The 26,468-nt window shown below is 72.5% G+C and carries 25 protein-coding genes; 8 read left to right on the forward strand and 17 right to left on the reverse strand.

All coding sequences use genetic code 11. The features are described from left to right. The first annotated feature begins 852 nt into the window (after positions 1-852). On the forward strand, positions 853-1,140 hold the full coding sequence (locus tag ABEB12_RS13160) for a hypothetical protein (RefSeq protein ID WP_185061558.1): 288 nt from the start codon (positions 853-855) through the stop codon (positions 1,138-1,140). Between the two features lie 25 nt (positions 1,141-1,165). Here the strand turns inward: ABEB12_RS13160 and ABEB12_RS13165 are convergent, their stop codons facing one another. The 4 genes from ABEB12_RS13165 to ABEB12_RS13180 form a co-directional block, all read right to left on the reverse strand. Further along, positions 1,166-2,212: an LLM class flavin-dependent oxidoreductase gene (locus tag ABEB12_RS13165; RefSeq protein WP_185061557.1), complete on the reverse strand. Its 1,047-nt coding sequence runs from the start codon at positions 2,210-2,212 to the stop codon at positions 1,166-1,168. Positions 2,213-2,346: 134 nt separating this feature from the next. Further along, positions 2,347-3,924 (reverse strand): FAD-dependent oxidoreductase, encoded by a 1,578-nt coding sequence (locus tag ABEB12_RS13170; RefSeq protein WP_185061556.1) that lies wholly within the window; start codon positions 3,922-3,924, stop codon positions 2,347-2,349. A 12-nt stretch (positions 3,925-3,936) separates the two neighbouring features. Next, complete coding sequence (locus tag ABEB12_RS13175) at positions 3,937-4,461, reverse strand: 3-phenylpropionate/cinnamic acid dioxygenase subunit beta (protein ID WP_185061555.1); 525 nt, start codon at positions 4,459-4,461, stop codon at positions 3,937-3,939. Continuing rightward, positions 4,458-5,798: an SRPBCC family protein gene (locus ABEB12_RS13180; RefSeq protein ID WP_185061554.1), complete on the reverse strand. Its 1,341-nt coding sequence runs from the start codon at positions 5,796-5,798 to the stop codon at positions 4,458-4,460. The genes ABEB12_RS13175 and ABEB12_RS13180 overlap by 4 nt, the downstream gene beginning before the upstream one ends. A gap of 161 nt (positions 5,799-5,959) precedes the next feature. Here ABEB12_RS13180 and ABEB12_RS13185 point away from each other — a divergent pair, with 161 nt between their 5' ends. Further along, positions 5,960-6,307 (forward strand): helix-turn-helix transcriptional regulator, encoded by a 348-nt coding sequence (locus ABEB12_RS13185; protein WP_185061553.1) that lies wholly within the window; start codon positions 5,960-5,962, stop codon positions 6,305-6,307. Beyond that, positions 6,304-7,065, forward strand: coding sequence for a hypothetical protein (locus ABEB12_RS13190; RefSeq protein ID WP_185061552.1), 762 nt, complete (start codon positions 6,304-6,306; stop codon positions 7,063-7,065). The genes ABEB12_RS13185 and ABEB12_RS13190 overlap by 4 nt, the downstream gene beginning before the upstream one ends. Here the strand turns inward: ABEB12_RS13190 and ABEB12_RS13195 are convergent. Then, complete coding sequence (locus tag ABEB12_RS13195; protein ID WP_185061551.1) at positions 7,001-7,660, reverse strand: TetR family transcriptional regulator; 660 nt, start codon at positions 7,658-7,660, stop codon at positions 7,001-7,003. The two genes, ABEB12_RS13190 and ABEB12_RS13195, sit on opposite strands and share 65 nt — an antisense overlap. A 65-nt stretch (positions 7,661-7,725) precedes the next feature. Between ABEB12_RS13195 and ABEB12_RS13200 the strand changes: the two genes are divergently transcribed. Then, positions 7,726-8,037: a Rieske 2Fe-2S domain-containing protein gene (locus ABEB12_RS13200; protein ID WP_185061550.1), complete on the forward strand. Its 312-nt coding sequence runs from the start codon at positions 7,726-7,728 to the stop codon at positions 8,035-8,037. Here the strand turns inward: ABEB12_RS13200 and ABEB12_RS13205 are convergent. Then, positions 7,989-9,428: a pyridoxal-dependent decarboxylase gene (locus ABEB12_RS13205; RefSeq protein WP_221498141.1), complete on the reverse strand. Its 1,440-nt coding sequence runs from the start codon at positions 9,426-9,428 to the stop codon at positions 7,989-7,991. The two genes, ABEB12_RS13200 and ABEB12_RS13205, sit on opposite strands and share 49 nt — an antisense overlap. A 45-nt stretch (positions 9,429-9,473) precedes the next feature. Here ABEB12_RS13205 and ABEB12_RS13210 point away from each other — a divergent pair, with 45 nt between their 5' ends. After that, complete coding sequence (locus ABEB12_RS13210; RefSeq protein ID WP_185062979.1) at positions 9,474-9,944, forward strand: gluconokinase, GntK/IdnK-type; 471 nt, start codon at positions 9,474-9,476, stop codon at positions 9,942-9,944. A 13-nt stretch (positions 9,945-9,957) separates the two neighbouring features. Here ABEB12_RS13210 and ABEB12_RS13215 read toward each other — a convergent pair whose 3' ends face one another. The 4 genes from ABEB12_RS13215 to ABEB12_RS13230 all read right to left on the reverse strand — a co-directional run bounded on the left by ABEB12_RS13215 (position 9,958) and on the right by ABEB12_RS13230 (position 13,348). After that, the gene (locus ABEB12_RS13215; RefSeq protein ID WP_185061548.1) at positions 9,958-10,830 is read right to left on the reverse strand and encodes a DMT family transporter; all 873 of its coding nucleotides are present in this window, start codon (positions 10,828-10,830) and stop codon (positions 9,958-9,960) included. Positions 10,831-10,863: 33 nt separating this feature from the next. Beyond that, positions 10,864-11,988 carry a glycosyltransferase gene (locus ABEB12_RS13220; RefSeq protein ID WP_185061547.1) on the reverse strand — a complete coding sequence of 375 codons (1,125 nt, stop codon included), beginning with the start codon at positions 11,986-11,988 and terminating at the stop codon, positions 10,864-10,866. Positions 11,989-12,080: 92 nt separating this feature from the next. Beyond that, a complete protein-coding gene (locus tag ABEB12_RS13225) occupies positions 12,081-12,977 on the reverse strand; it encodes a M48 family metalloprotease (protein ID WP_185061546.1) in 897 nt (298 codons plus the stop codon). Beyond that, positions 12,974-13,348, reverse strand: coding sequence for a BlaI/MecI/CopY family transcriptional regulator (locus tag ABEB12_RS13230; protein WP_345702773.1), 375 nt, complete (start codon positions 13,346-13,348; stop codon positions 12,974-12,976). Before ABEB12_RS13230 ends, ABEB12_RS13225 begins: the two co-directional genes overlap by 4 nt. 84 nt (positions 13,349-13,432) lie before the next feature. On the opposite strand from ABEB12_RS13230, the gene ABEB12_RS13235 reads away from it, so the two are divergent. Next, entirely contained in the window at positions 13,433-14,461 is a 1,029-nt protein-coding gene (locus ABEB12_RS13235) for an adenylate/guanylate cyclase domain-containing protein (protein WP_185061544.1), read from the forward strand. Between the two features lie 128 nt (positions 14,462-14,589). On the opposite strand, the gene ABEB12_RS13240 is transcribed toward ABEB12_RS13235, so the two are convergent. Further along, the gene (locus ABEB12_RS13240) at positions 14,590-15,711 is read right to left on the reverse strand and encodes a M24 family metallopeptidase (RefSeq protein WP_185061543.1); all 1,122 of its coding nucleotides are present in this window, start codon (positions 15,709-15,711) and stop codon (positions 14,590-14,592) included. A gap of 42 nt (positions 15,712-15,753) precedes the next feature. Here ABEB12_RS13240 and lysS point away from each other — a divergent pair, with 42 nt between their 5' ends. Continuing rightward, positions 15,754-19,059, forward strand: coding sequence for a lysine--tRNA ligase (gene lysS / locus ABEB12_RS13245; protein ID WP_185061542.1), 3,306 nt, complete (start codon positions 15,754-15,756; stop codon positions 19,057-19,059). On the opposite strand, the gene ABEB12_RS13250 is transcribed toward lysS, so the two are convergent. After that, positions 19,037-19,552, reverse strand: a complete 516-nt coding sequence (locus ABEB12_RS13250; RefSeq protein ID WP_185061541.1) for a DUF6069 family protein — start codon at positions 19,550-19,552, stop codon at positions 19,037-19,039. The genes lysS and ABEB12_RS13250 overlap by 23 nt on opposite strands. Before the next feature lie 85 nt (positions 19,553-19,637). Between ABEB12_RS13250 and ABEB12_RS13255 the strand changes: the two genes are divergently transcribed. After that, positions 19,638-20,624 carry a 5'-3' exonuclease gene (locus ABEB12_RS13255; RefSeq protein ID WP_345702774.1) on the forward strand — a complete coding sequence of 329 codons (987 nt, stop codon included), beginning with the start codon at positions 19,638-19,640 and terminating at the stop codon, positions 20,622-20,624. Positions 20,625-21,060: 436 nt separating this feature from the next. On the opposite strand, the gene ABEB12_RS13260 is transcribed toward ABEB12_RS13255, so the two are convergent. The 5 genes from ABEB12_RS13260 to tatA form a co-directional block, all read right to left on the reverse strand. Further along, positions 21,061-21,573, reverse strand: a complete 513-nt coding sequence (locus tag ABEB12_RS13260; RefSeq protein ID WP_185061540.1) for a DUF4333 domain-containing protein — start codon at positions 21,571-21,573, stop codon at positions 21,061-21,063. A 55-nt stretch (positions 21,574-21,628) separates the two neighbouring features. Beyond that, the gene (locus tag ABEB12_RS13265) at positions 21,629-24,361 is read right to left on the reverse strand and encodes a DEAD/DEAH box helicase (protein ID WP_185061539.1); all 2,733 of its coding nucleotides are present in this window, start codon (positions 24,359-24,361) and stop codon (positions 21,629-21,631) included. A 12-nt stretch (positions 24,362-24,373) separates the two neighbouring features. Beyond that, on the reverse strand, positions 24,374-25,207 hold the full coding sequence (locus tag ABEB12_RS13270) for a maleylpyruvate isomerase family mycothiol-dependent enzyme (protein WP_185061538.1): 834 nt from the start codon (positions 25,205-25,207) through the stop codon (positions 24,374-24,376). A 45-nt stretch (positions 25,208-25,252) separates the two neighbouring features. Beyond that, positions 25,253-26,119: a twin-arginine translocase subunit TatC gene (gene tatC, locus ABEB12_RS13275; RefSeq protein ID WP_185062977.1), complete on the reverse strand. Its 867-nt coding sequence runs from the start codon at positions 26,117-26,119 to the stop codon at positions 25,253-25,255. A 63-nt stretch (positions 26,120-26,182) separates the two neighbouring features. Further along, positions 26,183-26,464, reverse strand: a complete 282-nt coding sequence (tatA, locus tag ABEB12_RS13280; protein WP_185061537.1) for a Sec-independent protein translocase subunit TatA — start codon at positions 26,462-26,464, stop codon at positions 26,183-26,185. Positions 26,465-26,468: the final 4 nt, after the last annotated feature.

Consider the following 26,468-nt stretch of genomic DNA (forward strand, 5'->3'; position numbering starts at 1 on the left):
GTTCTCCTCGCCGGCTTCCGCCCGACCGCGGCGTGCGCGGCGCCGGTTCCGCGAAGGTGCCGGGCACCGACGTCGGGGTGGCCCGGGCTGAGGGCTCGGTACCGGTTTGAAGATCAGCCTGGACGGCGCGTCTTCTGGCGTTAGTCGGCTGGTGAGCGGCCGGTTGCGGAGTCCCTGGACAGCGGAGCGGTGGCCGCCTGGCCGCGGTTCGCGCTCCCAGCCGCCAGCCTCGTTACGGAGCGTGACTGACGTTGGTCGGGTCGGCTCGTCCCGTTCATCGAAGTCGACACCAGTCTGCTTTTTCCCAAGATCGAACCAGCCTGGTGTCGCACTCGACGAGGGCCCGCCGTGGAAACGTCCACGCGGCCTCCGCGCTGGGCAACGCTGTGTGACGAAGTCCGCGCCCACTAACCGCACGTCGTGAACACGGGCACGGGCGCCGAGCAAAACGGCGCCGAGCCGCGCCAGCCCAACCGGTCCGCGCCGTCCAGGCCGAGCTTTCCGTTGCGCGGCGGATCGAGGTGTCACCCGGCAGGCACCGCCCCGGCATCGGGAAGCGCGCACGGGCGCGAAAGCCTTCGCCGAGCGCGCCGGGGTTTGAAGATACTCACGTGGAATTCGCGAGACTCGCGGCGGCGCCACCCATTCGCACAAGGACCGGAAACACTATCCCCTTTTCAGTGAACCGGCCACGGCAAACCACCCCATTGGCTTTTCACCGGGCGCGCCGGGCGGCGCGTCCGGGTGATCCACCTCTGTGACTGGTGTTTCTATTGGGTTACGTGTGGTGATATCTCGAGCGCCCCTGGAAGCACACCGTTCACCGGTGTTGGTGAGAAAGGCTCAGCAATCATGTCACTCTTCGTGCGCGTCATCTCTACCGCCGCCGTCGTCGTCCTGGCCGCCGCATTAGGCCTGGGCACCACGGCGACGGCGGCGGCGCTCACCCCGGCGCCGAGCACGGTGATGCTCGCCGACCGGCACTGCGACTGCTACGACCACACCGATGACGAGTCCGACGACCACGACGGCGACAGCAACAGCGGCAACGTCAACCGGGGCAACCACAACCGGAACGACCACAACCGCACCGGCAACGGGGACCGGGCGACCGGCCTGGTGGTGCTCGATCTCATCTAACCCGTGAGGGTCGGCCGCTGAGGTGCTACCGCAGTGCCGGCAGCACCTCAGCGCCGATCAGCTCGACCGCGTCCAGCATCTCCGCCCGAGGGAGGCCACCGACATCGACGCTCAGCAGCACCGTGTCCAGGCCGCCCAGCAGCTCGGCCAGCCAGGACAGCTTGTCCACGACCTCCGCCGGACTGCCCGCCACCGCGCAACCCTCCGGGCCGGCGATCAGGTCGTAGTCGAACTCCGCCATGAAGGAGGGCCTCGCGTGACCGGGACCACCCAGGATCCGCGTGGCCCAGTCGAAATAGGCGCCGTAGCGGGGCGCCCACCGCTGCCGGGCCAGCTGGCTGGTCCGCGCCACGTGGGCGTGCACCACCGCGCCGACACGGCACGGCTCCGACCGGCCCGCCTCGGCCCACTGCTCCCGGAACCGGGCCGCCGGCGCCGCCCACTTCCGCGCCGGCTGGAAGGTCACCACCGGCAACATCAACGGCAGACCCAGCTCGGCGCACAGGGCGGTGGACGCCAGGGAGAACCCGGCGCCGATCCAGACCGGCGGGTGCGGACGCTGCACCGGCTCGGGAACCACGCGCTGGCCGGTGAGCTCGGCGCGGTACTTGCCGTGCCAGTAGACCGGCGACTCGGTCCAGATCTTCAGCAGCAGCCGCAGGTTCTCGTCGAACATCTCCTGCGACTCGTCGACCGACTGACCGAACATCTCGTAGATGGCCGGGAAGAAACCACCCCGGCCGCCGACGATCTCCACGCGGCCGCGGGAAAGGATGTCCACCGTGGCGTAGTCCTCGGCCACCCGCACCGGATCCAGGTTGGCCAGCAGGGCCACCCCGGTGCCCAGGCGCAGCCTGCTGGTGCGCTGGGCGATGGCCCCGAGGATTACCGGCGGTGACGAGTAGGCGTACGCCGTGCCGTGGTGTTCCCCGACGTGGATGCCGTGCAGCCCGGCCGCCTCCGCCGCCACGGCCAGCTCCACGGTCTGCTCGTGCTTTTCCGGCACGGACAGCCGCCGGCCGGTTACCGGATCGGTAACAATGTCACCGATGGACGCAATACTGACCTGCACCTCGATCCCTTCCCCCGACTCGGAAATCAGTTTCCTCGGGGCATCGGGGCATCGGGGCCGATTGCCGATGTGATTTCCGCTCAGGAACGGGCAATTTGGGTCGAGATGTCAGTTTTTCTTATTAGGATAACGATTCAGTGCCGAATTGCTGACGCACGTAGCACGCTTTGTGCCGTGTTGCGGCCCGGCCACCCGGAGATGAACGACATCGGGAAGGCCCCGGATGCCGAGTGCCACAGGTTCCGCACACCGGTCCGGTAGCCCGCCATGGACGGCACCGGGCGCCACGGACCCAGCTGCGCCACCGTCACGTCCGCGTGCTCGTAGTTGCCCCGGTGCACGTGGTAGCGGCTGGCGAAGTCGTCCGGCGTGGTCACGTGCAGGTCGATGATGCTGTCCTTGAACCCGGGCGCGTACTGCTCGTAGAGGTCCAGGCAGTTGTCCACGTAGGCCTTCGCCTCGGTGGCCCAGTCCCGGTCGTCGGACAGCTCCACCGGGGTGTTGAACGCGTAGCAGTAGAAGCTCTCCCCCTTACTCCCCTCCGGAACCAGGGTGCGGTCGTCGATCGACGGCAGGGACAGCTGCAGCGGGATCTCCGCGCCGAAGTCGCCGGCCATGCCCCGCGCGGTGGCCCGGCGCAGGAAGCCCAGCGAGGGGCAGATCATCGGCGCGGTCACCGCGTTGGCGTCCGGCAGGTTGTGGTTCGGGTAGCTGGGCCGCCGGCTCAACGCCGCGTCGATCTTGAAGGTGTACAGGTTGTTGCGCAGCACCTGCAGCCCGCGCAGCTCCTCGGTGACCTCCGCCGGCACGTGCTCGGGCTCCACCAGGCCGGTCATCAGGGTGGTCGGGTCCACCGCGCCGACCACCTGCTCGGCCCGGATCTCCTCCCCGCTCTCCAGCACCACGCCGACCGCCCGGCCCCGCTCGACCAGGATGTGCCGGACCGGGGCGTTGGTGCGGATCTGCCCGCCGTGCGCACGGACGCAGGCGGCCAGCGCCTGGGGGAACGAGCCGGAGCCGCCCACCGGGTGCCGCACGCCCCACTCGTGCAGCCCGGTGAGCAGCGACAGGTGCAGGCCGCTGCCCGGCTCGTGCATCGGGCCGAAGTTGGCCAGCGAGTAGGTGGCCAGCGGGATGCGCACCTCGTCCCGCTCGAAGTACTCCATCACCACCGACTCGATGGAGGACAGCATCACCCGCGCGCCCCGGGCCAGGTACTTTCGGCCCTTCACCGCGTTGCGCAGCATGTCCCGCACGGCGGCCGGCCGGACCCGGAACGGGTGTCCCTGCAGGTAGGGCAGGATGCTCATCATGGTCGAGGTGATCTCGTCGACCAGTTGCTCGTAGCGCACCGCGTCCCGGCGGGAGAACCGGCGGATCTCCTCCACCGTGCGCCGGCGGTCCTTCCACACCGTGAGGTGCTCGCCGTTCGGGCCCAGCCAGGTGGAGAGCGTGTCCGGGTACACCCAGCGCAGCCCGTAGCGGTGCAGCTCCAGCTCGTGGTCCACCGACGGCTGCACCCCGGTGAGCAGGAACTCCAGCCCGCAGGGGTTCACCTTGTACCCGGGCGCACCGGGCAGCTCCATGGTCCAGCAGAGCCCGCCCACCGTGTCCCGCGCCTCGGTGACCAGCACCTTCTTCCCCGCCTTGGCGAGGTAGGCCGCGCAGGTCAACCCGTTGTGGCCGCCGCCGACCACGATCACGTCATACATCGGAGGAGTCCTTCACAGGAAGAGGTTCAGGTTGTTTGCCAGCACAGTTGTGTGGTCCAGCCACACCGTCCGGGAGGCGATGCGGAACGACTCGCCGTGCGGGCGCAGCCGGTCCTCGCGCTCCCCGGTGAACACCTCCACTTCCCGGTCGCACCGGTAGCGGTGCGCCTGAAAGCAGCTGTTGGCGATCAGATCACCGTTCGGCTGCTCCGCGGCCCGCACGTTGGTGATCAGGTGGCGCTGCACGGACGGCGGGTCCTCGGTCCAGGCCAGGCCGGAGGTCATCCGGACCACCCGCCGCCTCAGCACGTCCTTGCCGTCGTCGAAGTGGGCGATGCCGGCGTCCGCCGGATCGGAGAACTCGCCGTCCGCCCGGTTGCGCCGGATGGGCACCAGGTACCGGGTGTCCTCGGTGAACAGGTCCAGCCAGGCCGGGAACTCCCGCCGGTCGATCAGGGCGGCCTCGGCGTAGTAGAAGTCCGCCACCCGGTGGCACAGCAGCATCCCGGCCAGCTGGTCGGACAGCGTGGCGGTCACTGCCGGACCCCGTCGGCGTAGCGGGCCTGCGCGGACTCGTCGATGTCGCTCCAGGTCGGTCCGGTGAGTATCTCCAACCACCGGTGGTAGAAGCCGCGCGCGGCCACCTCGGAGTAGGCCCGGTTGGTCACCCGTCCCGGGTAGTCCGGGTCGGGTCCCTGGTTGACCCGGTCGCCCATCTGCGCGTTGAACGCGAACCGGCGGCCCATCGGGCCCTGCAGAGTGCGCTGGATGCCGGCCCACACCGCGCTGTCGTCGGCCTCGAACAGCCCGCCGGCGCCGAAAGCCCGCTGGGTGTTGGTGGCCCACTCGCGCCGCAGCGGCTCCGGGGCGGCCGCCGGGGCGAACTGCCAGGTCCAGATCTCCGACTCGGCCAGGCCGACCGGGTGGATGACCCGGATGTGGTTGAACCCGTAGAGCACCACACAGGTCGGGAACAGGTTCATGTGCGCCGCCTGCACGTCCGCCCGCGCCTTGCCTACCCGGCGCACCGCCGCCGGGTAGGAGTCCTCCATGAGGTAGCGCTTGGCGTTCGGGCCGATGGTCAGGTCCAGGATCGGCCCGTCGGTCCACAGCCCCATGCCGTGCCCGTTCGGCGAGGTGAACTGCCGGCCGGTGGTGGGCAGCTTCATCGCGGTCATGTCGGCGTCCGGCGGGATGCTGGCGACCAGTGCGGACAGGTGGGTCTGCTCGGGGTGCAGCATGTCGTTCACGAACTGCTCGGCGATGATCTTCCAGTTCGCCTTGACCACCCACTTGTTCACCCCGCCGAGCAGGGCCAGCCCACCGTCGAACCGGTCCAGCATGGTGTCCAGGTACCAGGCGGCGTCGCCGAGGTACTCGGGCAGCGGGGGCGCCGTGGGGTCCCAGGTGCCGAACACCAGGCCCTTGTAGCTGGCCACCTGGGCCATCGCCGCGCATCCCCAGGCCGACTTGTCGAACCCGCCGGGGAACACGATGTCCTCGTGCGGCACGTTGCGCAGCGCGCCGCCCAGGTCGTAGGTCCAGCCGTGGTAGGAGCAGGTGAACGCCTTGGCGCGGCCCGAGTCCGGCCGGGCCAGCTCGTTGCCCCGGTGCCGGCACTGGTTCAGCAGGCCGCGGATCGAGCCGTCCCGCTGGCGGACCACCAGCACCCGGTCCGCACCCACCCGCGCGTTGAACCAGTCCCCCGGCTCCGGGATCTGCTGCTCCGGGCAGAGCAGCAGCCAGGCCCGGCCGAAGAGCCGGTCCAGCTCCATCCGGTAGATCGACTCGTCGCAGTAGATCCGGGGGCTGAGCACCCCGGCGTCCATGTCGCACAACCCACGGAGCTCATCGGTGGAAAGTCCCTGCCGCATCGCCGGACTCCTCGTGGTGGTCGTTCGGGATGCGCACACTTTAAAGGTATCACCACTCCCGACACAAGGAGTCAGTACTCCCTTAGTCGATTCACCGGCCCGGAGTCAGCCGGAGTAGCGTTCCGATTCAGTAGCATTGCGATCATCCAAAGGGGGCGGCGATGCGGGCTGAGGCACTCAAGGGACATCTCGACGCGCTGCTGCTCGCCGCGCTGGAGCCGGGACCCGCGCACGGGTTCGCCGTCATGGCCGAGCTCCGCCGGCGCACCGAAGGCGCGATCGACCTGGAGGGCGGCACGCTCTACCCCGCGCTGCGCCGGCTGGAGGAGGCCGGCCTGATCGTCGGCACCTGGACCAACGGCTCGGGTCGCCGCCGGCGGGAGTACCAGCTCACCGAGAAGGGCCGGCGCGACCTGGCCGCCCAGCGCGGCCGCTGGCGCGAGTTCGTCACCACGCTCACCGTGGCCATGGACCCGGCCGCCGGCAAACCCTCCTGGACCCCGGCATGAGCACCACGACCCCACCGGCCGCCCCTTCCGGCGAGGCGATGATCGACGAATACCTGGACCTGCTGGGCCGACGGCTGCGCATCGACGCCGGCGACGTGGCCGGCCGGGACCTGCTGGACGAGTCCCGCGACCACCTGTGCAGCCACCGGGAGTACCTGGTCGACCTCGGCCGGCCGGAGCGCGAGGCGGCGGCCGCCGCCCTGGCCGACTTCGGTGCGCCGGAGGACATCGTGCCCCGGCTGCGCGCCGAGCTGGTCCGCCCGCATCTGCGCCGGCTCAGCGCGGCCTTGCTCGCCCTCGGCCTGGTCCTCGGCGTTGGCTGGACGGCGTTGTTCGAGTTCGCCCCACCGGTGCCGTGGACCCAGCAGAGCCGGCCCGCGCTGAGCTCCTTGTTCGACCATGGGGCGGAACGTTCCGCCGCGGCCGCCCTGCTGCTGGCCACCGTCTCGGTGGCGCTCCTGGTGCTGCCGGGGCACCTCAGGACACTGGGTCGGTGGCGGGCGGTCAGCCAGCGGTGGTCCGCCCGCGCGGCGGCGGCCAGCCTGCTGTTCGGCACCGCCGCCGGGCTGCAGACGTTCGGCTACCTGATCGTCCGCGCGCTGATCAGCCACCAGTCGCTGGCCTGGCCGGCGGTCATCACGGCCACCCTGGTGACCCTGGCCGGGGCGCCGATCGTGGCCCGCCCGTTGCTGGCTATCGCGGGCCGTCACCTCGGTCGGCCGGTGGATGCCGGGCGATCCCCCAGAGCCCGATCTTGACCATGTTGTCGATCACCGCTTCGGGGTCGGACTCGTCCTCGCCGTCCGGCAGGATCAGCCAGCCGAACGCGGAGATGCCCATAACCATGCCCACCAGCATCCGGATCACCATGTCCGCGCCCTCTTCGGAGAACCAGCCCCGGCGCCGGGCCTCCAGCTCGGTCATGAACCGCAGCTGCTTGAACAGCCGCTCCACCACGGCCTTCAGCTGAGCCACGGCGGCCGTGCTCAGCTCCCCCGGCCCGAGCATGAGCGGCTCGAGCACGTTGCGGTGCTCGCGGATGTTCAGGTAGATGTCCCGGATGAACTGGCGCATCAGGGCCTCGTCGTCCAGCGGCTCGGCCAGCTGGTCCAGCCAGTCCAAGCCGTTCTGCTCGAAGCCCCGGACGAACGGCGCGAGCACGGCCTCGGCGAACAGGTCCGCCTTGGAGGGGAAGTGCCGGTAGAGCACCGAGGAGGTCACCCCGGCGGCCCGCACCACGTCCCGGTTGGAAGCCCCCGCGTAGCCCTTCTCGGCGTACTCCCGGCGGGCGGTCTCCAGCAGCAGCTCGCGCAGCTCGTCGGAGCTGCGCCGGGAAGCCCGCTCGGCCGTCATGCCGGCATTCTCCCACCGGCCGTGGTGGAATCTCCGGTGACGGGCACCTCGGGGAAAGGGACGACGTGGCGGAGATCCTGGCCTGCAGGACCGGTGACCTCGCCGACGGGCAGTCGCTGACCGTGGACGGCGTGGAGCCGCCGGTCGCCGTCTTCCGGGTGGAAGGCGAGTTCTTCGCCACCTCGGACCTGTGCACCCACGAGGACTGGTCACTCGGCTCGGACGGCGACCTGGACGGCTACCAGGTGGAATGCTGCCTGCACCAGGCCCGGTTCGACGTGCGCACCGGGGCGGCCACCCAGTTCCCGGCCACCGAGGACCTGCGCAGCTACCCGGTCGCGGTGCGCGGCGAGGAGGTCTGGGTGGAGCTGAGCTGAGCGAGTTCGGCGGCCGCCGCCCGGATCTCCGCGAGCAGCGCGACCAGGTCGTCCTCCGTGGTGTCCGGGTGCAGGATGCACGCCCGCAGCGCCTCGGTTCCGCCCAGGTTGGTGCCGGTCAGGAACACCCGGCCCCGGGCGTTCACCGCCGCCGGGAGCTCCCGGTTCAGGTCCGCTCCCCCGCCGGCCGGCCGGTGCCGGAACGCGACGATCGACGTGGCCACCGGGGCGAGCAGCTCGAAGTCCTCGGCCTCCCGCACCAGCTGGGCCAGCCGTCCGGCCAGCCCGACGGTACGCTCCACCAGACCGGCCACCCCGGCCCGGCCGAGGTGCGCGATGGTCGCCCACACCCGTAGCGCGCGGAACGGCCGGGTCTGCTCCGGCCCGTACTCGGCGAACCAGCCGAACTCGTCCGCGTCCGGGTCCCGCAGGTAGGCCGGCACCAGGCTGAACGCCGCGCGCGCCCGGTCGGGGTCGCGCAGCAGCGCACACCCGCAGTCCACCGGCACGCCCAGCCACTTGTGCGGGTCCAACGCCAGCGAGTCGGCGCGGGCCAGGCCGGCGAACCCGTCCGCCAGATCGGCGGCCAGCGCGCCCAGTGCCCCGTAGGCGCCGTCCACGTGCAGCCAGAGACCGTGCGCGGCGGCGACGTCGGCGATCTCGTCCAGCGGGTCCACCGCGCCGGTGTTCACCGTGCCGGCGCTGGCCGCCACGCAGAACGGCCGCAGGCCGGCCGCCCGGTCGGCGCGGACCAGCTCGGCCAGCGCGTCGGGGTCCATGCGGAACTCGGCGTCCACCGGGACGGTGCGCAGCCACCGCGTGCCGATCCCCAGCAGTTCGGCCGCCTTGCGCAGGCAGCTGTGCCCCTCGGCCGACACGTAGAGCACCAGCGGCGGCCGGCCGGCCAGCCCCTCGGCGCGCACGTCCCAGCCGTCCTCGGTCGCCGCCCGGTGCCGGGCCGCCGCCAGCGCCACGATGGTCGCCATGGACGCGCCGCTGGTGAGCAGGCCGCCGCCGGGATACCCGACCAGCTCGGCCAACCAACGCACCACCGTCCGCTCCAGCAGCGGCCCGGCGTGCTCACCGCCGGCGCAGCTCGGGTTGAGCGCGGCGGCCAGCGGGGTGACCAGCACTCCGGCCGGCGACGGCGGCGAGTTCACCCAGCCGAAGAACCCGGGATGCCCGTTGCCCATCGGGTAGCCCATCACCCGGCGCGACACGTCCTCCAGCAGCTCGTCCAGCGGCCGCCCTTCTTCCGGCAACGGCTGGCCGACCAGCCACTCCCGGTCCGCCGGCGGGACCGGCCGGTACACCGGCCGCTCGGCCAGCGTCTCGAGGTGCTCCGCCGCGAGCGCGGCGGCGGTGCTGGCCAGGTTTCGGAAGTCGGTCACGGTGACCATGATGCTTCGGTGGGCGAATCGCGGGTTGTGGTGGTGATGGGGGTCTCCGGCGCGGGCAAGACCACCGTGGGCCGGCTGCTCGCGGAACGGCTGGACGTGCCCTACGCGGAGGCCGACGACTTCCACCCGCCGGCCAACATCGCCAAGATGAGCGCGGGCATCCCCCTCACCGACGAGGACCGCTGGCCGTGGCTGGACGCGCTGGCCGGCTGGATCGCCGGGCACGCCGGCACCGGCGGTGTGGTCACCTGCTCGGCGTTGAAGCGCGTGTACCGGGACCGGTTGCGCGCCGCCGGCGGGAACGTGTGGTTCCTGCACCTGCGGGTGGACCGCCAGGTGCTCGCCGGCCGGGTCGCCCACCGGCCCGGCCACTTCATGCCGGCCGCGCTGCTCGACTCCCAACTGGCCGACCTGCAGCCCCTCGAACCCGACGAACCCGGCCTGACCGTGGACGCCTCCGCGACACCCGAGGCCGTCGTCGATGCGGCCCTGACGGGCCGCCCGTGAGTGGCGAGTATGGCTATAGCAACACTCGGCGCTCACGGGCAGCGGTCTGGTCAGACCGCTGCATGGCCGCGAGCAGCCACACACCCACCAAAGTCAGCGCCAGCCCGACGCACCGGGTGATCGCGGTGTCCGGGCTGGCGAACGGCTCGCCGTAGACGACCACGCCCAGCCCGACGCCGATCACCGGGTCGATGGCCATCATGGCGCCGAGCGAGCCGCCGAGCGGACCGGCCTGGTAGGCCGCCTGGGAGAGCAGGGTGCCGCCCGCGCCGCAGGCCAGTGCGGCCCACAGCTGCCAGCTGCCCAGGAGCCCGACCACGCCCTCCGAGCCGAGCAGCCCGCCCCACGCCTTGCCCAGGGCGGCCGAGGTGGCCATCAGCACGCCCGCTCCGGCGCCGAGGCATACGCAGCGGACGGTCCCGCCCCGGGAGAGGCCCACCGCGAGGACGGCCAGGAACACCGCCCCGGCCAGGGCGAACCCGGGAACCCACGCCGCCGCGTCCGGCGCCCAGCTCGGCTGCTCCCCCGGCATCACGGAGAGGAACAGGACCAGCCCGCCAACCACCAGCCCCGCGCTCAACAGCGCCGACGGGCCGACCGGCCGGCCCATCGCCCGCTGCAGCAGCAGGGCGATCACCAGCCCGGCGGTGAGCAGCGGTTGCACCACGCTCAGCGGGCCGACGTTCACCGCCAGCAGATGCAACGCCACCCCGGTGACCTGCGCGAACACGCCGAGCAGCCAGCCGGGCCTTCGAGACAGCTCGGCGAAGAAGCCCGGGTGCAGCGGCGAGCGCCGGCGGACCCGCAGGGCACCGTCGTGCTGTAGCACCGACGCGACGCCGAAACACACCGCCGCGAGCAGCGAAACGAGGACCGTCTCGGTCATGGCGTCACGCAGGTTACCCGGCCGCCGGGACGATCATGCGCTGCGCCGGGCAGTGTCGTCGCGCGGGCCGTCCCCGTCCAGCAGCGCGAGCACCGTGTCGGCGGCGTCGCGCTCCCGCACCACGCTGCTCGAGTCGCTCCGGCCGGCCAGCTGCCCGGTGACCACCTCGGCCAGCTCGGCCGCGTCCTTCGGCCACGGGGCCAGGCCGGCCTCGGCCAGGGTGGCGGCGTTCGCCAGGCCGTGCCCGGGAATGGGCCGGAAGGTGATGGCCGGCAGGCCGGCGGTGAGCGCCTCGGTGAGGGTCAGCCCGCCGGCGTTGTGGATCAGCACGTCGGACGCGGCCATCAGCTCGGGCATGTCGTCCCGCCAGCCGAGGGCCACGACGCCCGGCAGCCCGTCCAGGTCCGAGCGCAGCCGCTCGCGGCGCCCGCACAGCACGAGTACCTGGACCACGCCGGTGGACGCGATCTCGCGCACCGCCCCGGGCACGTCCCCGATGCCCAGCGATCCGGCGACCACCAGCGCCACCGGCCGGTCCGGGTCCAGGCCCAGCCGCTCGCGCAGCGCGCGCCGCCGGTCCGGGTTGAGCCGCTGGGTGAACCGGTCCGGGACCAGGCCGCCTACCGGCCGCATCGGCGTGCGGTAGGCCAGCCGGCCCATCCGGGAGGTCGCCTCGGTGACCGTGAGGTGGTGGTCGATCTCGGGGTGCACCCACATCCGGTGCACGGCGGGGTCGGTCAGGTAGGTGACCGTGATCGCGTCCAGCGTGCCGGCCACCCTCAGCTGGCCCATGGTCTGGCTGGCCAGTGGGTAGGTGGAGACCACCAGCTCGTGCCCCCGCGCCCAGCGCCGGACCCGGGGCCGGGCGAGGTGACACAGGCCCAGGGTGATCCGCTGCACCCAGCCCTTGTGCTCCAGGTTCACGAAAAGCCACTCGAAGAAGCTGGGCGCGTAGCCGACGCTCAGCGTGTAGCCCTCGCGCAGCACCACCCGGAGCGCCCAGGGCAGCGCGTCCAGGTAGTCCCGCCGCTCGGTCCGCACGCCCAGCCGGTCCAGCCGGCTGATGAGCTCGTCGGCGGCACCGTCGTGCCCCGCGCCCACGCTTCCGGAGATCACCAATACCCGTGCCGACTTGTCTGTGGCTGCCGATCGACCCATCGGTCTCGGACTCCCTGGTTGGAGGCTAAGGGGCACTAACTCCTACAGCGTGTAAGAGTCTAGCGAATGATCGCCACCGTCCGTGCCCAGGCTCAGCCCAGCCACAGCCAGTGGATCAAGCGATAGAAGGCCAACGTGGCCTGGACCGCCGCTATAGCGGTACCCACGCCCAGCGCGAGGAAACTCCCGGGGAGCAGCAGCCTGGGCCTCGGCGGGTCCGCCTGCAGCGCGGCGACCCGGGCGGACACCTCGCAGGCCAGGAACCCGAGCACCCGCCGGGCCGGGCCGCCGGCCTCGGCCAGCGCCGCCTTGGCCAGCGCCCGCGCGGCCACCTCCCGGCTGCCGCTGACCGATGCGGCATGCTCGTCGGCGTTGCGCTCCACCAGGAAGGCCACCGCCTCACGCACCGGCACGAGCAGCGGGTTCATCGCCGCGCACACCTCGGCGACCGCGCGCAGCCCGTGGTGGCCGCCGGCCAGGTGGGCGCGCTCGTGGGCCAGCACCACCCGCCGCTCCTTGCCGTCCAGCAGGGCCAGCAGGCCCCGGGTGACCAGCACCCGGCCGGGCCGGCCGGGCACCGCGAAGGCGTGCGGCTGGTCCACCGGCACCACCGCCAGCTCACCCGGACCGCAAGCCCGGCACACCGCGAACAGCTCGCGCCGGGTCGCGTTCCGCGCCCGGATTACCCGCACCACCCGGATCACCCCGAGCGCCAACATCACCGCGGCTGCCGCACCCACCACGCCCGGCACCGGCTGGACCAGGTGCACGCCGCGCTCGCTGGCCTCCTCGACGGCCAGCGGGGTGAAGCCGAGCAGGGTGAGCGCCAGCAGCACCAGCGCCCAGGTCGTGCCGGCGGCGCAGAGCACGGACGCACCGAGAACCGTCTTCAGCGTGCCTGGCGTCGGGGAGAGCCGCACCGCCAGCAACCGGCTACTGGCTGCCACCAGGAGTGACAGCACCACCGGCACGTACACGCTGAAGGTCACCGGCGACGCCTCAGGATCGCCCGTAACGCCTCGGCGTCCTCCTCGGAGAGCGAGGTGGCGAACCGCTGCAGCACGCCCTGCCGGTCCGGCCCCCGGCTCAGCAGGGCCTGCATCTGCTCGGCCGCCAGCTCCTCGGCGCCCTTGATCGGCCGGTAGACGTGCTTGCGGCCCTCGGCCGTGCGGTCCACCAGGCCCTTCTCCAACAGCCGGGTCAGGATCGTGAGGACCGTGTTGTACGCCAGGTCGGAGTCGACCGCCTGGTGCACCTCCGCCGTGGTGAGCGGTCGGTCGGCGGCCCAGAGCGCGGCGAGCACCTCGGACTCGAGCTCGCCGGCGCCGCGCCTGGGCGGCACTCCCCGCGACCGGGCCAACGGCGGCCTCCCTTCGCTGCCTCCCCGCCACGGTATCGGTAGCGTTCGGCCTGCATGTGAACACCATCGGAACAACATTTGGCCGTGCCGACCGGCGCGGCGGGCGGGGCGGACATGACGCGGGGCGACGGGTCCTCGAAGGACGCAGGAGACACCTTCGAACTCGAGCACCGGGTCGAAGAGGTCCTGCTCCAGGCGCCGCGCCGGTACACCCGCCTGGACATCCACCAGCGGGCCGGCATCTCGCCGGAGCGGGCGCGGCGGCTCTGGCGTTCCCTCGGATTCCCCAATGTGGGTGACGAGGAACTGATCTTCACCGACTCCGACGTGGCCGCGATCGGGCTGCTGGAGCAGCTGCGCGCGACCGGCCTGGTGCCGGAGAGCGTGCAGCACGCCGTGGTCCGCTCCATGGCGCAGGCGATGTCCGGGCTGGCGGTGTGGCAGGTCGAACTGCTGCACCAGATCCTGCGCCACAACAATCCGCCCCCCGAGGAGTGGCCGGACCGGCTGGCCGCGATGTTGCCCCGGCTGGAGTACGTGCAGAACCACGTCTGGCGGCGGCACCTGGTGGCGGCGGCCGGCCGGATGCTGTCCAGCCCGCCGGACGGCACCGACCTGCGCACGCTGGTGGTCGGCTCCAGCGACCTGGTCGGGTTCACCCGGTTGTCCCGGCGGATCACCCCGACCCAGCTGATCGACCTGGTGGAGGAGTTCCACGGCATCGCCGCCGACGTGACCACCGGCCACCGGGGCCGGATCGTGAAGACCGTGGGCGACGCGGTGCTGTTCGTGACCGACGGCCCCGAGGACGCCGCCCAGCTCGCCCTGGACCTGCTGGAGCGCACGGCCGCGTCCGAGCTGGAGCTGCCCGAGCTGCGCACCGGGCTGGCCATCGGCCCCACGCTGACCCGGTTCGGTGACATCTACGGCGAGGTGGTCGACGTGGCCACCCGGCTCTGCACGCACGCCCGCCCCGGCCGCATCCTGGTGGACCACGCGCTGGCCACCGCGCTGGACGGCGACCGGCGCTTCCGGCTGCGGCTACGCCGCCCGATCGCCGAACCCGGCTATCCCAAGCTCCAGCCGTGGGGCCTGCGCCGCGCCCCGGACTAGCGCCGAAGGCGCCGAGCCGAGCACGCGCCGCGGTTGATCTATCGCGACCGGGGGTGCGGCCGTCCAAGTCGATCTTTGGAACCGGCACCGGGCCCTCGCCGGGCGGGCGGGTGGCTTCGAATCACGGCTTAGAGCACGACCAGGTCGCGCGGGCGGTTGTTGAGCCGTTGGCCGCCGTCCTCGGTGACCACCATGATGTCCTCGATCCGCGCGCCCCAGCTGCCGTCCAGGTAGATGCCCGGCTCCACGCTGAACGCCATCCCGGGCGCCAGCTCGAGGTCGTTGCCGCCCACGATGTACGGGTCCTCGTGCACGTCCAGCCCGATGCCGTGCCCGGTCCGGTGCAGGAACCGCTCGCCGAACCCGGCCGCCGTGATGATCTCCCGGGCCACCGCGTCCACCGACTCGGCGGTCACCCCGGGGCGCACCGCTCGGCAGGCCGCCTCCTGGGCCTCCTGGAGGACCGCGTAGGCGCGCCGGATCTCCGCGTCCGGCTCACCGCCCACCGCGTAGGTGCGGGTGCAGTCGGAGTTGTAGCCGGTGGGCAGCGGGCCGCCAATGTCGATCACGACCACGTCGCCCGGCTCGATCACCCGGTCCGACAGGTCGTGGTGCGGGCTGGCGCCGTTCGGGCCGGAGCCCACGATGACGAACGCCGCCCCGGTGTGGCCCTCGGCGACGATCGCGTCGGCGATGTCCGCGCCGACCTCCGCCTCGGTGCGCCCCGGCCGCAGGAACTCGCCCATCCGCGCGTGCACCCGGTCGATCGCCTCGCCGGCGGCCCGCAGCTCGGCCACCTCGGCGGCGTCCTTGCGCATGCGCAGCGCCGAGAGCACCGTGCCGGCCAGCGCCTGCTCCACACCGGACAGCGTGTCGCGCAGCCCGAGCACGTGCCGGGCCGCCATCTCGTCGCTCACCCCGACCCGCTTCGGCACCCCGGCCAGGTCGCTGACCAGCAGGTACGGGTCCTCGCCGTCCGCCCAGGTGACCATCTCGATGCCCAGCTTGTCCAGCGGCAGGTGCGCCAGGCCCGGCGCCTCCAACCTCGGGACCACCAGCGCGGGCGGGGCCCGGTGACCCTCCGCCGCGAGCACCAGGCAGGTCAGCCGCTCGTGGGTGCTGGTCTCGTGGCCGAGCAGGTACCGGAAGTCGGTACCCGGGGTCACCACGAGCAGGTCCAGCTCCTGGCTGGCGGCTTCTTCGGAGGCGCGACGCAGGCGGTCGGCGAGCAGGTCGATGGGCACGCTCATAACCGTGAGCTTAGAGCGGCGGGTAGGGCTATGGTGACCCGCGTGGTTCGTCGGCTCGGTCCGGCCGGGCTGCCCTACCGATATGTCACCGACAGCTCAACGCGCCGGATCAGGGACGAGTACGGGCACCTCGAGCCTGATCAACAAACCGGCCGGGTGGTGCGCATCGCCGGCCGGCTGCGGGCTGTCCGCCGCCACGGCGGCCTCACCTTCGCCACGCTGAGAGACGGCGGAGGGGAAATTCAGCTCTTCCTCAGCGGCGACACGCTCGAGGAGCCCGAGCGGGACCGTTTCGACGCGCTCTCCCGGGGCGACTGGGTGGGCGTAACCGGGGAGGTGATGACCACCCGGCGGGGTGAGCTGTCCGTGCGGGTGACCGAGTTCCAGCCGCTGGCCACCGCGCTGGTACCGCCGCCGCGCACGCTCACCGACCCGGACATCCGGTACCGCCGCCGCTACCTGGACCTGCAGGTCAACGAGCGCACCCGGGAGATCTTCCGGATCCGGCACACCGCCGTCGCGGCGATCCGCAACCGGCTCACCGAGCTGGGATTCACCGAGGTGGAGACGCCGGTGCTGCAGGAGCTGCAGGGCGGCGCGGCGGCCCGGCCGTTCGTCACCCACCACAACGCCCTGGGCGTGGACCTGTACCTGCGGATCGCCCTCGAGCTGCACCTGAAGCGGCTGGTGGTGGGCGGCATGGAGCGGGTGTTCGAGATCGGCCGGGTGTTCCGCAACGAGGGCCTGGACGCCCGGCACAACCCGGAGTTCACGCTGCTCGAGGCCTACCAGGCATTCGCCGACTACCGGGACGTGATGGTCCTGGTGGAGGACCTCATCCGGCACGTGGCCGAGGTCAGCACCGGCGGCACGGCGCTGCGGCTGGGCGACCGGAAGATCGACCTGACCGAGCCGTGGCCCCGGCTGCGGTTCGCCGACCTGATCGAGCAGAAGACCGGCGCGCGGATGCACCCGGGCATGCCGGTCGAGGAGGCGCGCGCCGAGCTGGACCGGCTGCACCTGCCCTACCAGTCCGACTGGGGCGCCGGCCGGCTGATGAAGGAGGTCTACGACCAGCGGGTGCAGCGGGAGATCACCGGCCCGCTGTTCTGCCTGGACTACCCGCGCGAGGTGTCCCCGCTGGCCCGGCCGCACCGGGACGACCCGGCCTACGTGGAACGGTTCGAGCTGATCGTGGCCGGCTTCGAGCTGTGCAACGCCTACAGCGAGCAGAACGACCCGGAGCAGCAGCTGGAGGCGTTCGAGGCGGAGGCCCGCGCGCGGGCCGGCGGCGACCCCGAGGCCGGCCAGATCGACCGGGACTACCTGCGCGCGCTGTCGGCCGGCATGCCACCGACCGGTGGGTTGGGCATCGGCATCGATCGGCTGGTCATGCTGCTGGCCGGCGCGGAGTCCATCCGCGAGGTCATCCTGTTCCCCACGCTGCGCCCGGAGCAGGCGTCGCACGAGGGGCTCGGCGCGCCCCGGCAGGTGCTGCCGCCGACGCCGACGCCGGAGGAGGCCTCACCCGCTGCCTCGGGCGGCGCAGTGCCACCGCCGGACCAGGCTCCCCCGCCGGCTCCGATCACGCCGCCCGCGCCGAGACGGCCGACGGTGGACGAGCCGCGCTGGCCGGTGCGCCTGGTGGCCGGGCTGACCGCGCTGAGCGGCCTGCTGGAGCTGATCGCGCCGCTGCCCTCGCTGCACCGCAGGCTGACCCGGATGGAGCAGGTCTTCGACCCGACCTGGTTCGCCGTGGCCAGCCAGGTGCTGAGCGTGCTGATCGGGCTGGGCCTGCTGCTGCTGGCCGACCAGCTGGCCAAGCGCAAGCGCACCGCGTGGCGGATCGCGCTGGCCCTGTTCGCGGTCAGCACCGTGGCGCACGCGGCCAAGGGCCTGCAGCTCGGGGCGATGGCCTGGAGCTTCCTGATGGTGGTCGCGCTGCTGCTGTCCCAGGAGCGGTTCCGGGCGGCGCCCGACCCGCCGTCGCTGCTGCGCCTGGCCCGGTTCGTGCCCACGTACCTGGTCTCCGTGGTGGGTGTCGGGGTGCTCAGCCTGTACTTCGAGCGCCATCACCTGCAGCCCGCGTTCAGCCTGGACTCGGCGATCAGCACGGTGCTCAGCGGGCTGATCGGGCTGGACGGGGACTACATCTACCAGCGGCATCGGTTCGCGGTGATCTTCCCGGTCGCGCTGCTCACCTTCGGCGTTTTCGGGCTGATCGTGCTGGCGGTTCTGGTGTTCCGGCCGCTGCGCGCAAGGCACCCGCGCACCGAGGCCGACTGGCAGCACGCGCTGCGCCTGGTGCGCGCCCACGGCTCGGACACTTTGGCCTACTTCGCGCTGCGGGGCGACAAGAGCTTCTTCTTCTCCGCCGACGGCGAGGCCATGCTGGCCTACACCTACGTCGGCGGGTACGCGCTGGTCGCCGGCGACCCGATCGGCGCCCCCGGCTCGCTGCCCGGGCTGCTGGACGAGTTCCTGGCGATGTGCGACGAGCGCGCCTGGAACCCGGCGTTCCTGGCCATCCGGGAGGCCGACTTCGCGCCCTACGCGGCGCGCGGCTTCCGCGCCTTCTACCTGGGCGACGAGGCCATCCTGCGGTGCGACCGGTTCGACCTGGACGCCGCGCCGAAGGGGGTGCGCGCGGCGGTCCGCCGGGTCGGCCGGGGCTACCGCTTCCAGCTGGTCACCGAGGCGCACGCGTCGGCCGCCCTGGTCGACCAGCTGAACGCGATCAGCGCACGTTGGCGGGGAAAGGCGCCGGAACGCGGGTTCACGATGTCACTCAGCCAGGACATCCAGGGGCAGGGCGCCAACCCGGACTTCCTGCTCTGCGTGGCGCTGGACGAGAACGACGTGCCCGGCGGGTTCCTGCGGCTGGTACCGGCCTACGGCGCCGACTTCGGGTACACGCTGGACCTGATGCGGCACGACCCCGGCGCGCCGAACGGGATGACCGAGTTCCTCATCGCCGCCACCGCGCGAGCGCTCGGCGAGCGCGGCATCGTGCGGCTGTCCATGAACTTCGCCATGTGGGGGCGGCTGTTCGCGGACGACGTGCCCTTCACCCCGGCCGAACGGGTGGCCCGCCGACTGGTCGGCGTGCTCAACCCGTTCTTCCAGATCCGCTCGCTGCGCGACTTCAACGCCAAGTTCGACCCGGAGTGGCTGCCCCGGGTGCTGGCCTACCGCAAGCCCACCGACCTGCCCAGGGTGGGCCTGCTCTACGCCGGGGCGGAGGGCTTCCTGGCCATCCCGTTCATCGGCGACCTGCTGGTGCCGAAGGCCGTCACCGGCTACTCCGGCGAAACCAGCGGGTCGGTCAGCGGTTCTCGCCCAGGGTGAGCCGGCTGGCGCTGCCCGCCGCGTTGCTCACCAGGCCGCCGATCGCGATCCCGATGACCAGGTGGATCACCGCCTCGGACAGCCGCACCACCAGCGACCCGGAGCCCAGGAACGGAACCACCACGGCCGCCACGGTGAGCAGCCCGACGATCCAGCCGAAGTAGGACAGCGGGCTGGGCGTGCTGACCAGGAGCAGGTGCGCGATGCCGGTGGCCATCAGCGCGGCCAGCGCGGCGACCACGCACAGCTGCACCGTGGCGTCGTCGCCGAACGCGCTGGAGCTCTTCGGGCTGAGCTGGAACACCGCCCGCGCCACCAGCACGCCGACCAGGCCGATCAGCGCGGCGACCACGGCGGCCGCCACTCCGCCGGCCCACAACCGGCCGGCGTTCACCTCGGTGCGCACGGGCGCGGGCTGGCTCACCGGCGGGTAACCGCCCTGACCCTGGCTGTACTCGTCCTGCGGACCCGGATTGCGATAGTTGCCGACCACCCGCACATCGTGCCGTTCGACGTCCCGCGACGCCAATTCCCAGCCAACCCGATCGAATGAACCTGTACCTGGCAAGCTGTGCCGGGTGACTGGATCGTTGATGCTGCTCGACGCGGCGAGCCTGTACTTCCGGGCCTTCTACGGGGTGCCCGACTCGATCAAGGCCCCGGACGGCACCCCGGTGAACGCGGTGCGCGGCTTCACCGACATGGTCTCCCGCCTGATCACCGAGCGCCGGCCGACCCGGTTGGTGGCCTGCCTGGACCTGGACTGGCGGCCGGTGTTCCGGGTGCGCGCCATCCCGTCCTACAAGGCTCACCGGGTGGCCGAGGACCCCGGCGCGCCCCCCGGCGGCGCCGGCACGGAGCTGATCGGCGGGGCGGGACCGGCGGAGTCGGTGCCGGACGGGCTCAGCCCGCAGGTGCCGATCATCCTCGAGGTGCTGGCGGCGGCCGGCCTGGCCACCGGTGGGGCCGAAGGCTACGAGGCCGACGACGTGATCGGCACGCTGTGCGCCAGGGAACGCTCGGACCTGGTCGAGGTGGTCAGCGGGGACCGGGACCTGCTGCAGCTGGTCCGGGACGAGCCGAACCCGGTGCGCGTGGTGTACGCCGGTCGCGGGCTGGCCAAGGCCGAGGTGTTCGGCCCGGAGGAGCTGGGGGCGAAGTACAACCTGCCCGCCGCGCGGGCCGGTGACGCCTACGCCGAGATGGCCATGCTGCGCGGCGATCCCTCGGACGGGCTGCCCGGCGTGCCGGGGATCGGCGAGAAGACGGCGGCCACCCTGGTCTCCCGGTTCGGCTCCTGGAGCGAGCTGCTCGCGGCGGTCGCGGACACCTCGGACGGACGGCTGGCGGCCGGCGTGCGGGTCAAGATGAACGCGGCCGCCGACTACCTGGCGGTCGTGGAGCCGGTCGTCCGGGTGGCCCCCGACGCGGACGTGCGCCTCGACCGGGACGACTCGGTACCGGCCACCCCGGTCGACCCCGAAGCCCTGGCCGCACTGGGCGAACGCTGGGGCCTCGGCGGCGCCGTCGACCGCCTGACCGCCGCCCTCGCGGTGGGCCGCTGACCACTCGCCGGCGCACCGACCGGTCTCTGCGCACGTAGGGCGGCCGGGTGCCGGTTTGAAGATCGGCTTGGACGGCCTCGCGTGGATGGTCAGCTGGGTTGGGCACCGGCCGTCGCGTTGGGTTGCGGAGCGTAGCCGCGGTCGGTGACTCTCCCCGGATCCGCTTCGCCGAGCGCAAGGTGAGTCCGGTTTCGATCAAGGACTGGCCGGATTGAGTTCGGTCTCGACGACCAGCGGCAATAGCACCCGTCACAGCCCGAAAATCGGAACCGGCGGCACCCGAACCAGCAGACCACCCACCCGGCGCCGTCCGGGCCCGATGCCCACCCGCGATGCCGGGCGTTGCGTATATGTGCGCAGAGCCATGGCGCGCTCGCCCGAGGGCAGGAGGAGCGGCGTGCCGGAGGCTAGGGCCGGCCAGCGTCCGGAGCCGGGCTCAGCGGGGGCGGCTCACCTCGTAGCCACCCTGGTCGTCCTTGAGCAGCACGGTGACGGCAGCCGTGCGGCCGTCCAGGGTGACCGTGCAGTCGAACGCCAGCCCGGACTGGACCGGCTGGTCGGACGGGCAGGCGACATCGGTGACCCCGGGCAGGTGGTACTGGGTGCGCAGGATGGAGCGCACCCCGTCCTGCACCGACGCCTGGTCCAGCACCCTGGCCACGAAGTAGCCGGGTTTGACGAACCCCAGCACGCCGACCACCCCGACCACCGCCGCCAACGCGACGGCCAGCAGCCAGCCCGGCACGGTCGCCCAGGAGCGGCGGACCGGCCGCAACGCGGGATCGGTGGGTGAGTCGACGCCTCCGGGGACGGGCAGCCAGGCATCCAGCTCCCGGTTCGCCGGACCAACCGGGCCGACCAGTCCGGCCGGCTCGACCGGCTGGGTGGCTTCGGCCGGCGGCGGGTGTGGGCCGTACCGGGGCGGGCCGGGGTACCTCGGGGTCGACACGGTCCGATCGAATCACATTGCCTCGGCAAGCGGCACGCGGCTCACACCGGGCGCATCAGACCGAGCCGAGGCCCACGACCCCGCGCCGCACGGCGCGCACCGCCTCGGCCGCCACGGAGGCCACCGGGCTGTCCTTGTCCGCCACCTCGGCCAGCTGGTCCAACAGGTCGATCACCTGCCGGCACCAGCGCACGAAGTCGCCGGCGGACAGCTCCTGGCCGTTCTCCTCGGCGGCGGTGAGCACGGCGGCCAGTGACTGCCCGTTCGCCCACCGGTACACCGGCCAGGCGAAACCGGCGTCCGGCTCCCGGGTCCGGGAAACGCCGTGCCGGCGCTCGTCGGCCTCCAGCTCGGCCCACAGCCGCAGCGTGGCGTCCATGGCGTTGGCCACCGGGCCGGCCGGCACCCGGGCCGGGCCGGCGTCGTCCCGCCGGGCCTCGTAGACCAGCGCGGACACCACCGCGGCCAGCTCGGCCGGGCGCAGCCCCCGCCACGCGTCGTGCCGCAGGCACTCGGCGGCGAGCAGGTCCGACTCGCCCCAGAGCCGGGACAGCGTCGTGCCGTGCGCGGTGACCAGGTCTCCGTCCAGGTACTCCCGTTCCCGCAGCAGGGCAGTGATCCGGTCGAACGCCCGGGCCAGCGAGTGGGTGGTGGCCCGCACCCGCTGGCGCAGCTGCTCGGTGTCCTTGTCCAGCCGGGCATACCGTTCGGCCCACCGGGCGTGGGCCTCGCGGTCCGAGCAACCGTGGCAGGGGTGCGCACGCAGGCGCCGGCGCAGCTCGCTGAGCTCGCTGTCGTCCGCCGCGCCGGACCGCGAGCGCCGGGGCGGCTTCGCGGGCGGCTGGATGCCGGTGTTGCGCAGGCTGGAGGCCAGGTCCCGGCGCACCCGGGGCACCCGGTGGTCGACCCGCTTGGGCAGCCGCATCCGCCCCAGCGCCTGCACCGGGGCCGGGAAGTCGGCCGCCGACAGCCGGCCGGCCCAGCGGTCCTCGTTCAGCACCAGCGGCCGGGGCTCACCCGACTGGTCGATCCCCGGGTCCAGCACCACGGCCAGCCCGGCCCGCCGGCCGGCCGGCACCGCGATCACGTCGCCGGCCCGCAGCGTGCTCAGCGAGGCCAGGGTCGCCGCCCGGCGCGCGGCGGCGCCGCCCCGGCTGAGCGCGCGCTCCCGCTCGGTCAGTTCCCGGCGCAGCCCGGCGTACTCGGCGAAGTCGCCGAGGTGGCACCGCATGGACTCGGCGTAGCCGGCCATCGCCTCCTCGTTCTTGGCGATCCGGCGGGACACCCCGACCACCGAGCGGTCGGCCTGGAACTGCGCGAACGACTGCTCGAGCAGCTCCCGGGAGCGCTCGGCGCCCAGCCGGTGGAGCAGGTTCACCGCCATGTTGTAACCCGGCCGGAACGAGCTGCGCAGCGGGTAGGTACGGGTGGAGGCGAGGCCGGCGACCTGCTCGGGGTCCACGCCCGGCTGCCAGACCACGACCGCGTGGCCCTCCACGTCGATGCCGCGCCGGCCGGCCCGCCCGGTGAGCTGGGTGTACTCTCCCGGGGTCAGCTCGGCGTGCGACTCGCCGTTGTACTTGACCAACCGCTCCAGCACCACCGCACGAGCCGGCATGTTGATGCCCAACGCCAGGGTCTCGGTGGCGAACACGCACTTCACCAGGCCGAGGGTGAACAACTGCTCCACGGTTTCCTTGAACGCGGGCAGCATTCCGGCGTGGTGCGCGGCGACGCCCCGCTCCAGGGCCTCGCGCCATTCCCAGAAGCCGAGCACGGTGAGGTCGGCCTGGGGCAGCTCGGCGGTGTTGGCGGTGACCACCTTGCGGATCTCCGCCGCCTCCTCCTGGGTGGTCAGCCGCAGCCCGGAACGCAGGCACTGGCCCACCGCCGCGTCGCACCCGGCCCGGCTGAACACGAACACGATCGCGGGCAGCAGGCCGGCCTGGTCCAGCCGGTCGATCACGCTCACCCTCGGCGGCGGCCGGAACCGTTCACCGCGCGGACCGCCGGCCCGCCGGTCGCCGGTCCGCCCGCGCGGGCGGTTCCAACCGGCGAACCGGCGGCTCTGGTCCTCCACGTGCCGCACCAGGGCCGGGTCCACCCGCAGGCGCCCGCCGGAGTCCTCCCCGGCGAACAGGTCGAACATCCGGTTGCCGACCAGCATGTGCTGCCACAGCGGCACCGGCCGGTGCTCGTCCACCACGACGGCGGTGTCCCCGCGCACGGTGACCAGCCAGTCGCCGAACTCCTCGGCGTTGCTCACCGTGGCCGACAGCCCCACCACGGCCACGTCGGCCGGCAGGTGCAGGATCACCTCTTCCCACACCGCGCCCCGGAACCGGTCGGCCAGGTAGTGCACCTCGTCCATCACCACGTAGCCGAGCCCGGCCAGCGTCGGGGAGTCGGCGTAGAGCATGTTGCGCAGCACCTCGGTGGTCATCACCACCACCGGCGCGTTGCCGTTGATCGAGGTGTCACCGGTGAGCAGGCCGACCCGGTCCGCGCCGTACCGGGCCACCAGGTCGGTGTACTTCTGGTTGGACAGCGCCTTGATCGGCGTGGTGTAGAAGCACTTCGCGCCCTCGGCCAGCGCGATGTGCACGGCGAACTCGCCGACCACCGTCTTGCCGGCCCCGGTCGGCGCGCAAACCAGCACCCCGTGCCCGTCCTCCAGGGCCGCACAGGCGTCACGCTGGAAGCCGTCCAGCTGGAAGGGCAGGATCCCGGTGAACTCGGTCAGCCGGGGACGATCGGCAACTGCCCCGGTGAGAGATCGGCTGGCCACGTCACCAGGCTGTCATACCCACACGATGGCCAGCAGGGTGGTGGCCGCCTCGGTGAGACCGGGATCACCCTCCAGCCGGGCCCGAGCCCGCGCCTGCTCGACCGTGATGCCCCTGGTGGCCAGCCGCCACAGGGTGTCCTGGTCCATCCGGACGGTGGCGGCGGGCGCACCGGCCTCCGGAACCGGAATCCAGCGCCCACCGGTCACGGCGGCCGCCCACACCCCACCGGCCGGCCCGGTGACCTCGAACCGCACCTCGGTGCCCTCCGGCCGCGGTTCCCCGCGCAGCGCGTTCGGCAGCGCGCGCAGGAAGGTGTCCACCACCGGGACGAGCAGGTCCGGCCCGTCCGCGCCGGGCCGCCCGACCGCGTCCCGCACCTGCTGCTGGTGCACCCAGTACTCGGTGTAGTCGCGGGCGATGTCCAGCCAGGCCGGGCTGGTGGCCTCCGGGTCGGCCCAGGACACGTTCAGCTCGGCGGGCGCCTCCAGGTCCATCCCGGCCCATACCTGGTCCATCTGGGGTCCGAGGTGGGCCAGCAGGTCGGTCATCACCCGGGGGCTGCACTGGCTCGCGGCCCGGACGAACTCCTCGTTGGTGCGGGCGATGTAGCCCGGCAGTGTCTCGTCGTTGGCGAAGATCGCGCCGGAGTGCCGGTCCCGGCTGCCCGAGATGCGCCGGAGGTAGTCGTTCAGCACGTGCGCGACCACGTCCCGCACCGCCCATCCCGGGCACACCGTCGCCCGCGCCCAGTCGGCCGGCTCCAGCCCGGCGAGCAGCTCGAGCAGCGCGGCCCGTTCCACCGGGAACAGCGCCCGGGCGTCGATCGGCGGCCCGAAGATCATCATGCCGGCCATTTCAACACGCCGCGTTCGCGCCTGTCGCCCGGGTTTCTACGTGGCGTCGTCGTAGCTGGGCGAGGGCTTCGGGATCTCGCTGGGTGTGGTGTCGATCGGCGAGGGCTGGTCCGGGTCCCAGGAGTCCCAGCCCTCCTCCGCGCGGCGGCGGGCCTTGCGCCGGTCGTGGATCCGGGCCAGCTGGATCGCGCACTCGAACAACACGGTCAGGGCCACCGCCAGCGCGGTCATGGAGATCGGGTCGCCACCGGGCGTGGCCACGGCGGCGAACACGAACAGCCCGAAGATGAGCCCCCGCCGCCACTTGGCCAGCCGCTCGTAGCTGACCACGCCGGCCCGGTTCAGCATCACCACCAGCAGCGGCAGCTCGAAGCTCACCCCGAAGATGAGCAGCAGCGCCACCAGCAGGCTGAAGTAGCTCTCGCCGGTGAGCAGCGTGGTCTGCACGTCCGCACCGATGGACAGCAGGAAGGCCAGCGCCTGCTGGACCACCCAGTAGGCCATCGCCGCGCCGGCCAGGAAGAGCACGGCCGCACTGGTCACGAAGGTCAGCGCGAACCGGCGCTCCTTGGCGTAGAGGCCGGGCGTGATGAACGCCCACAGCTGGTGGAACCAGATCGGGCAGGCCAGCACGATGCCGGTCGCGATGGCCACCCGCATGCGCAGGGAGAACTGGTCCAGCGCCCCGGTGCCGAACAGGGTGCACGTCCCGCCGGCGTTCATCACCGGCCGGACGCTCGGCGGCAGCGAGCAGTACGGCCCCTTGAGCAGCTCACCCAGGCTGGGGTAGCCGAAGAAGTTCGCGCCGAACCAGATGTAGCCGACCACGGTCATCAGGGCGACCGCGACCAGCGAGATGGCCAACCGGTTGCGCAACTCGTACAGGTGCTCGATGAGCGTCATCGTGCCGTCCGGGTTGGCCCGGCGGCGCCGACGGCGAGCGAGCGGGTTCCACACGTCGGTGGGCTACCGGCTGCCGTTTATCTGGCCGCCCGGCTGCTCGGTGGAAGCGGCCGGCGGCTGCGCCTGGCGCTCCTCGGCGGCGGGCAGCGCTTTCGGCTCCGGGCGCTGCCCCTGCTGTTCCTGGGTGCGCGCCTCGTCGTCCGACTTCATGCCCTTCATCTCACCCTTGAGCACCCGGGCGGACTGGCCGAGGGAGCGGGCCATGTCGGGCAGCCGCTTCGCCCCGAACAGCAGCACCAGAACGACCAGCAGGATGAGCCATTCCCATCCGCCCATTGAAGGCATGACT

This window comes from Actinospineispora eucalypti, assembly GCF_039543365.1.
Lineage (GTDB): Bacteria > Actinomycetota > Actinomycetes > Mycobacteriales > Pseudonocardiaceae > Pseudonocardia > Pseudonocardia eucalypti.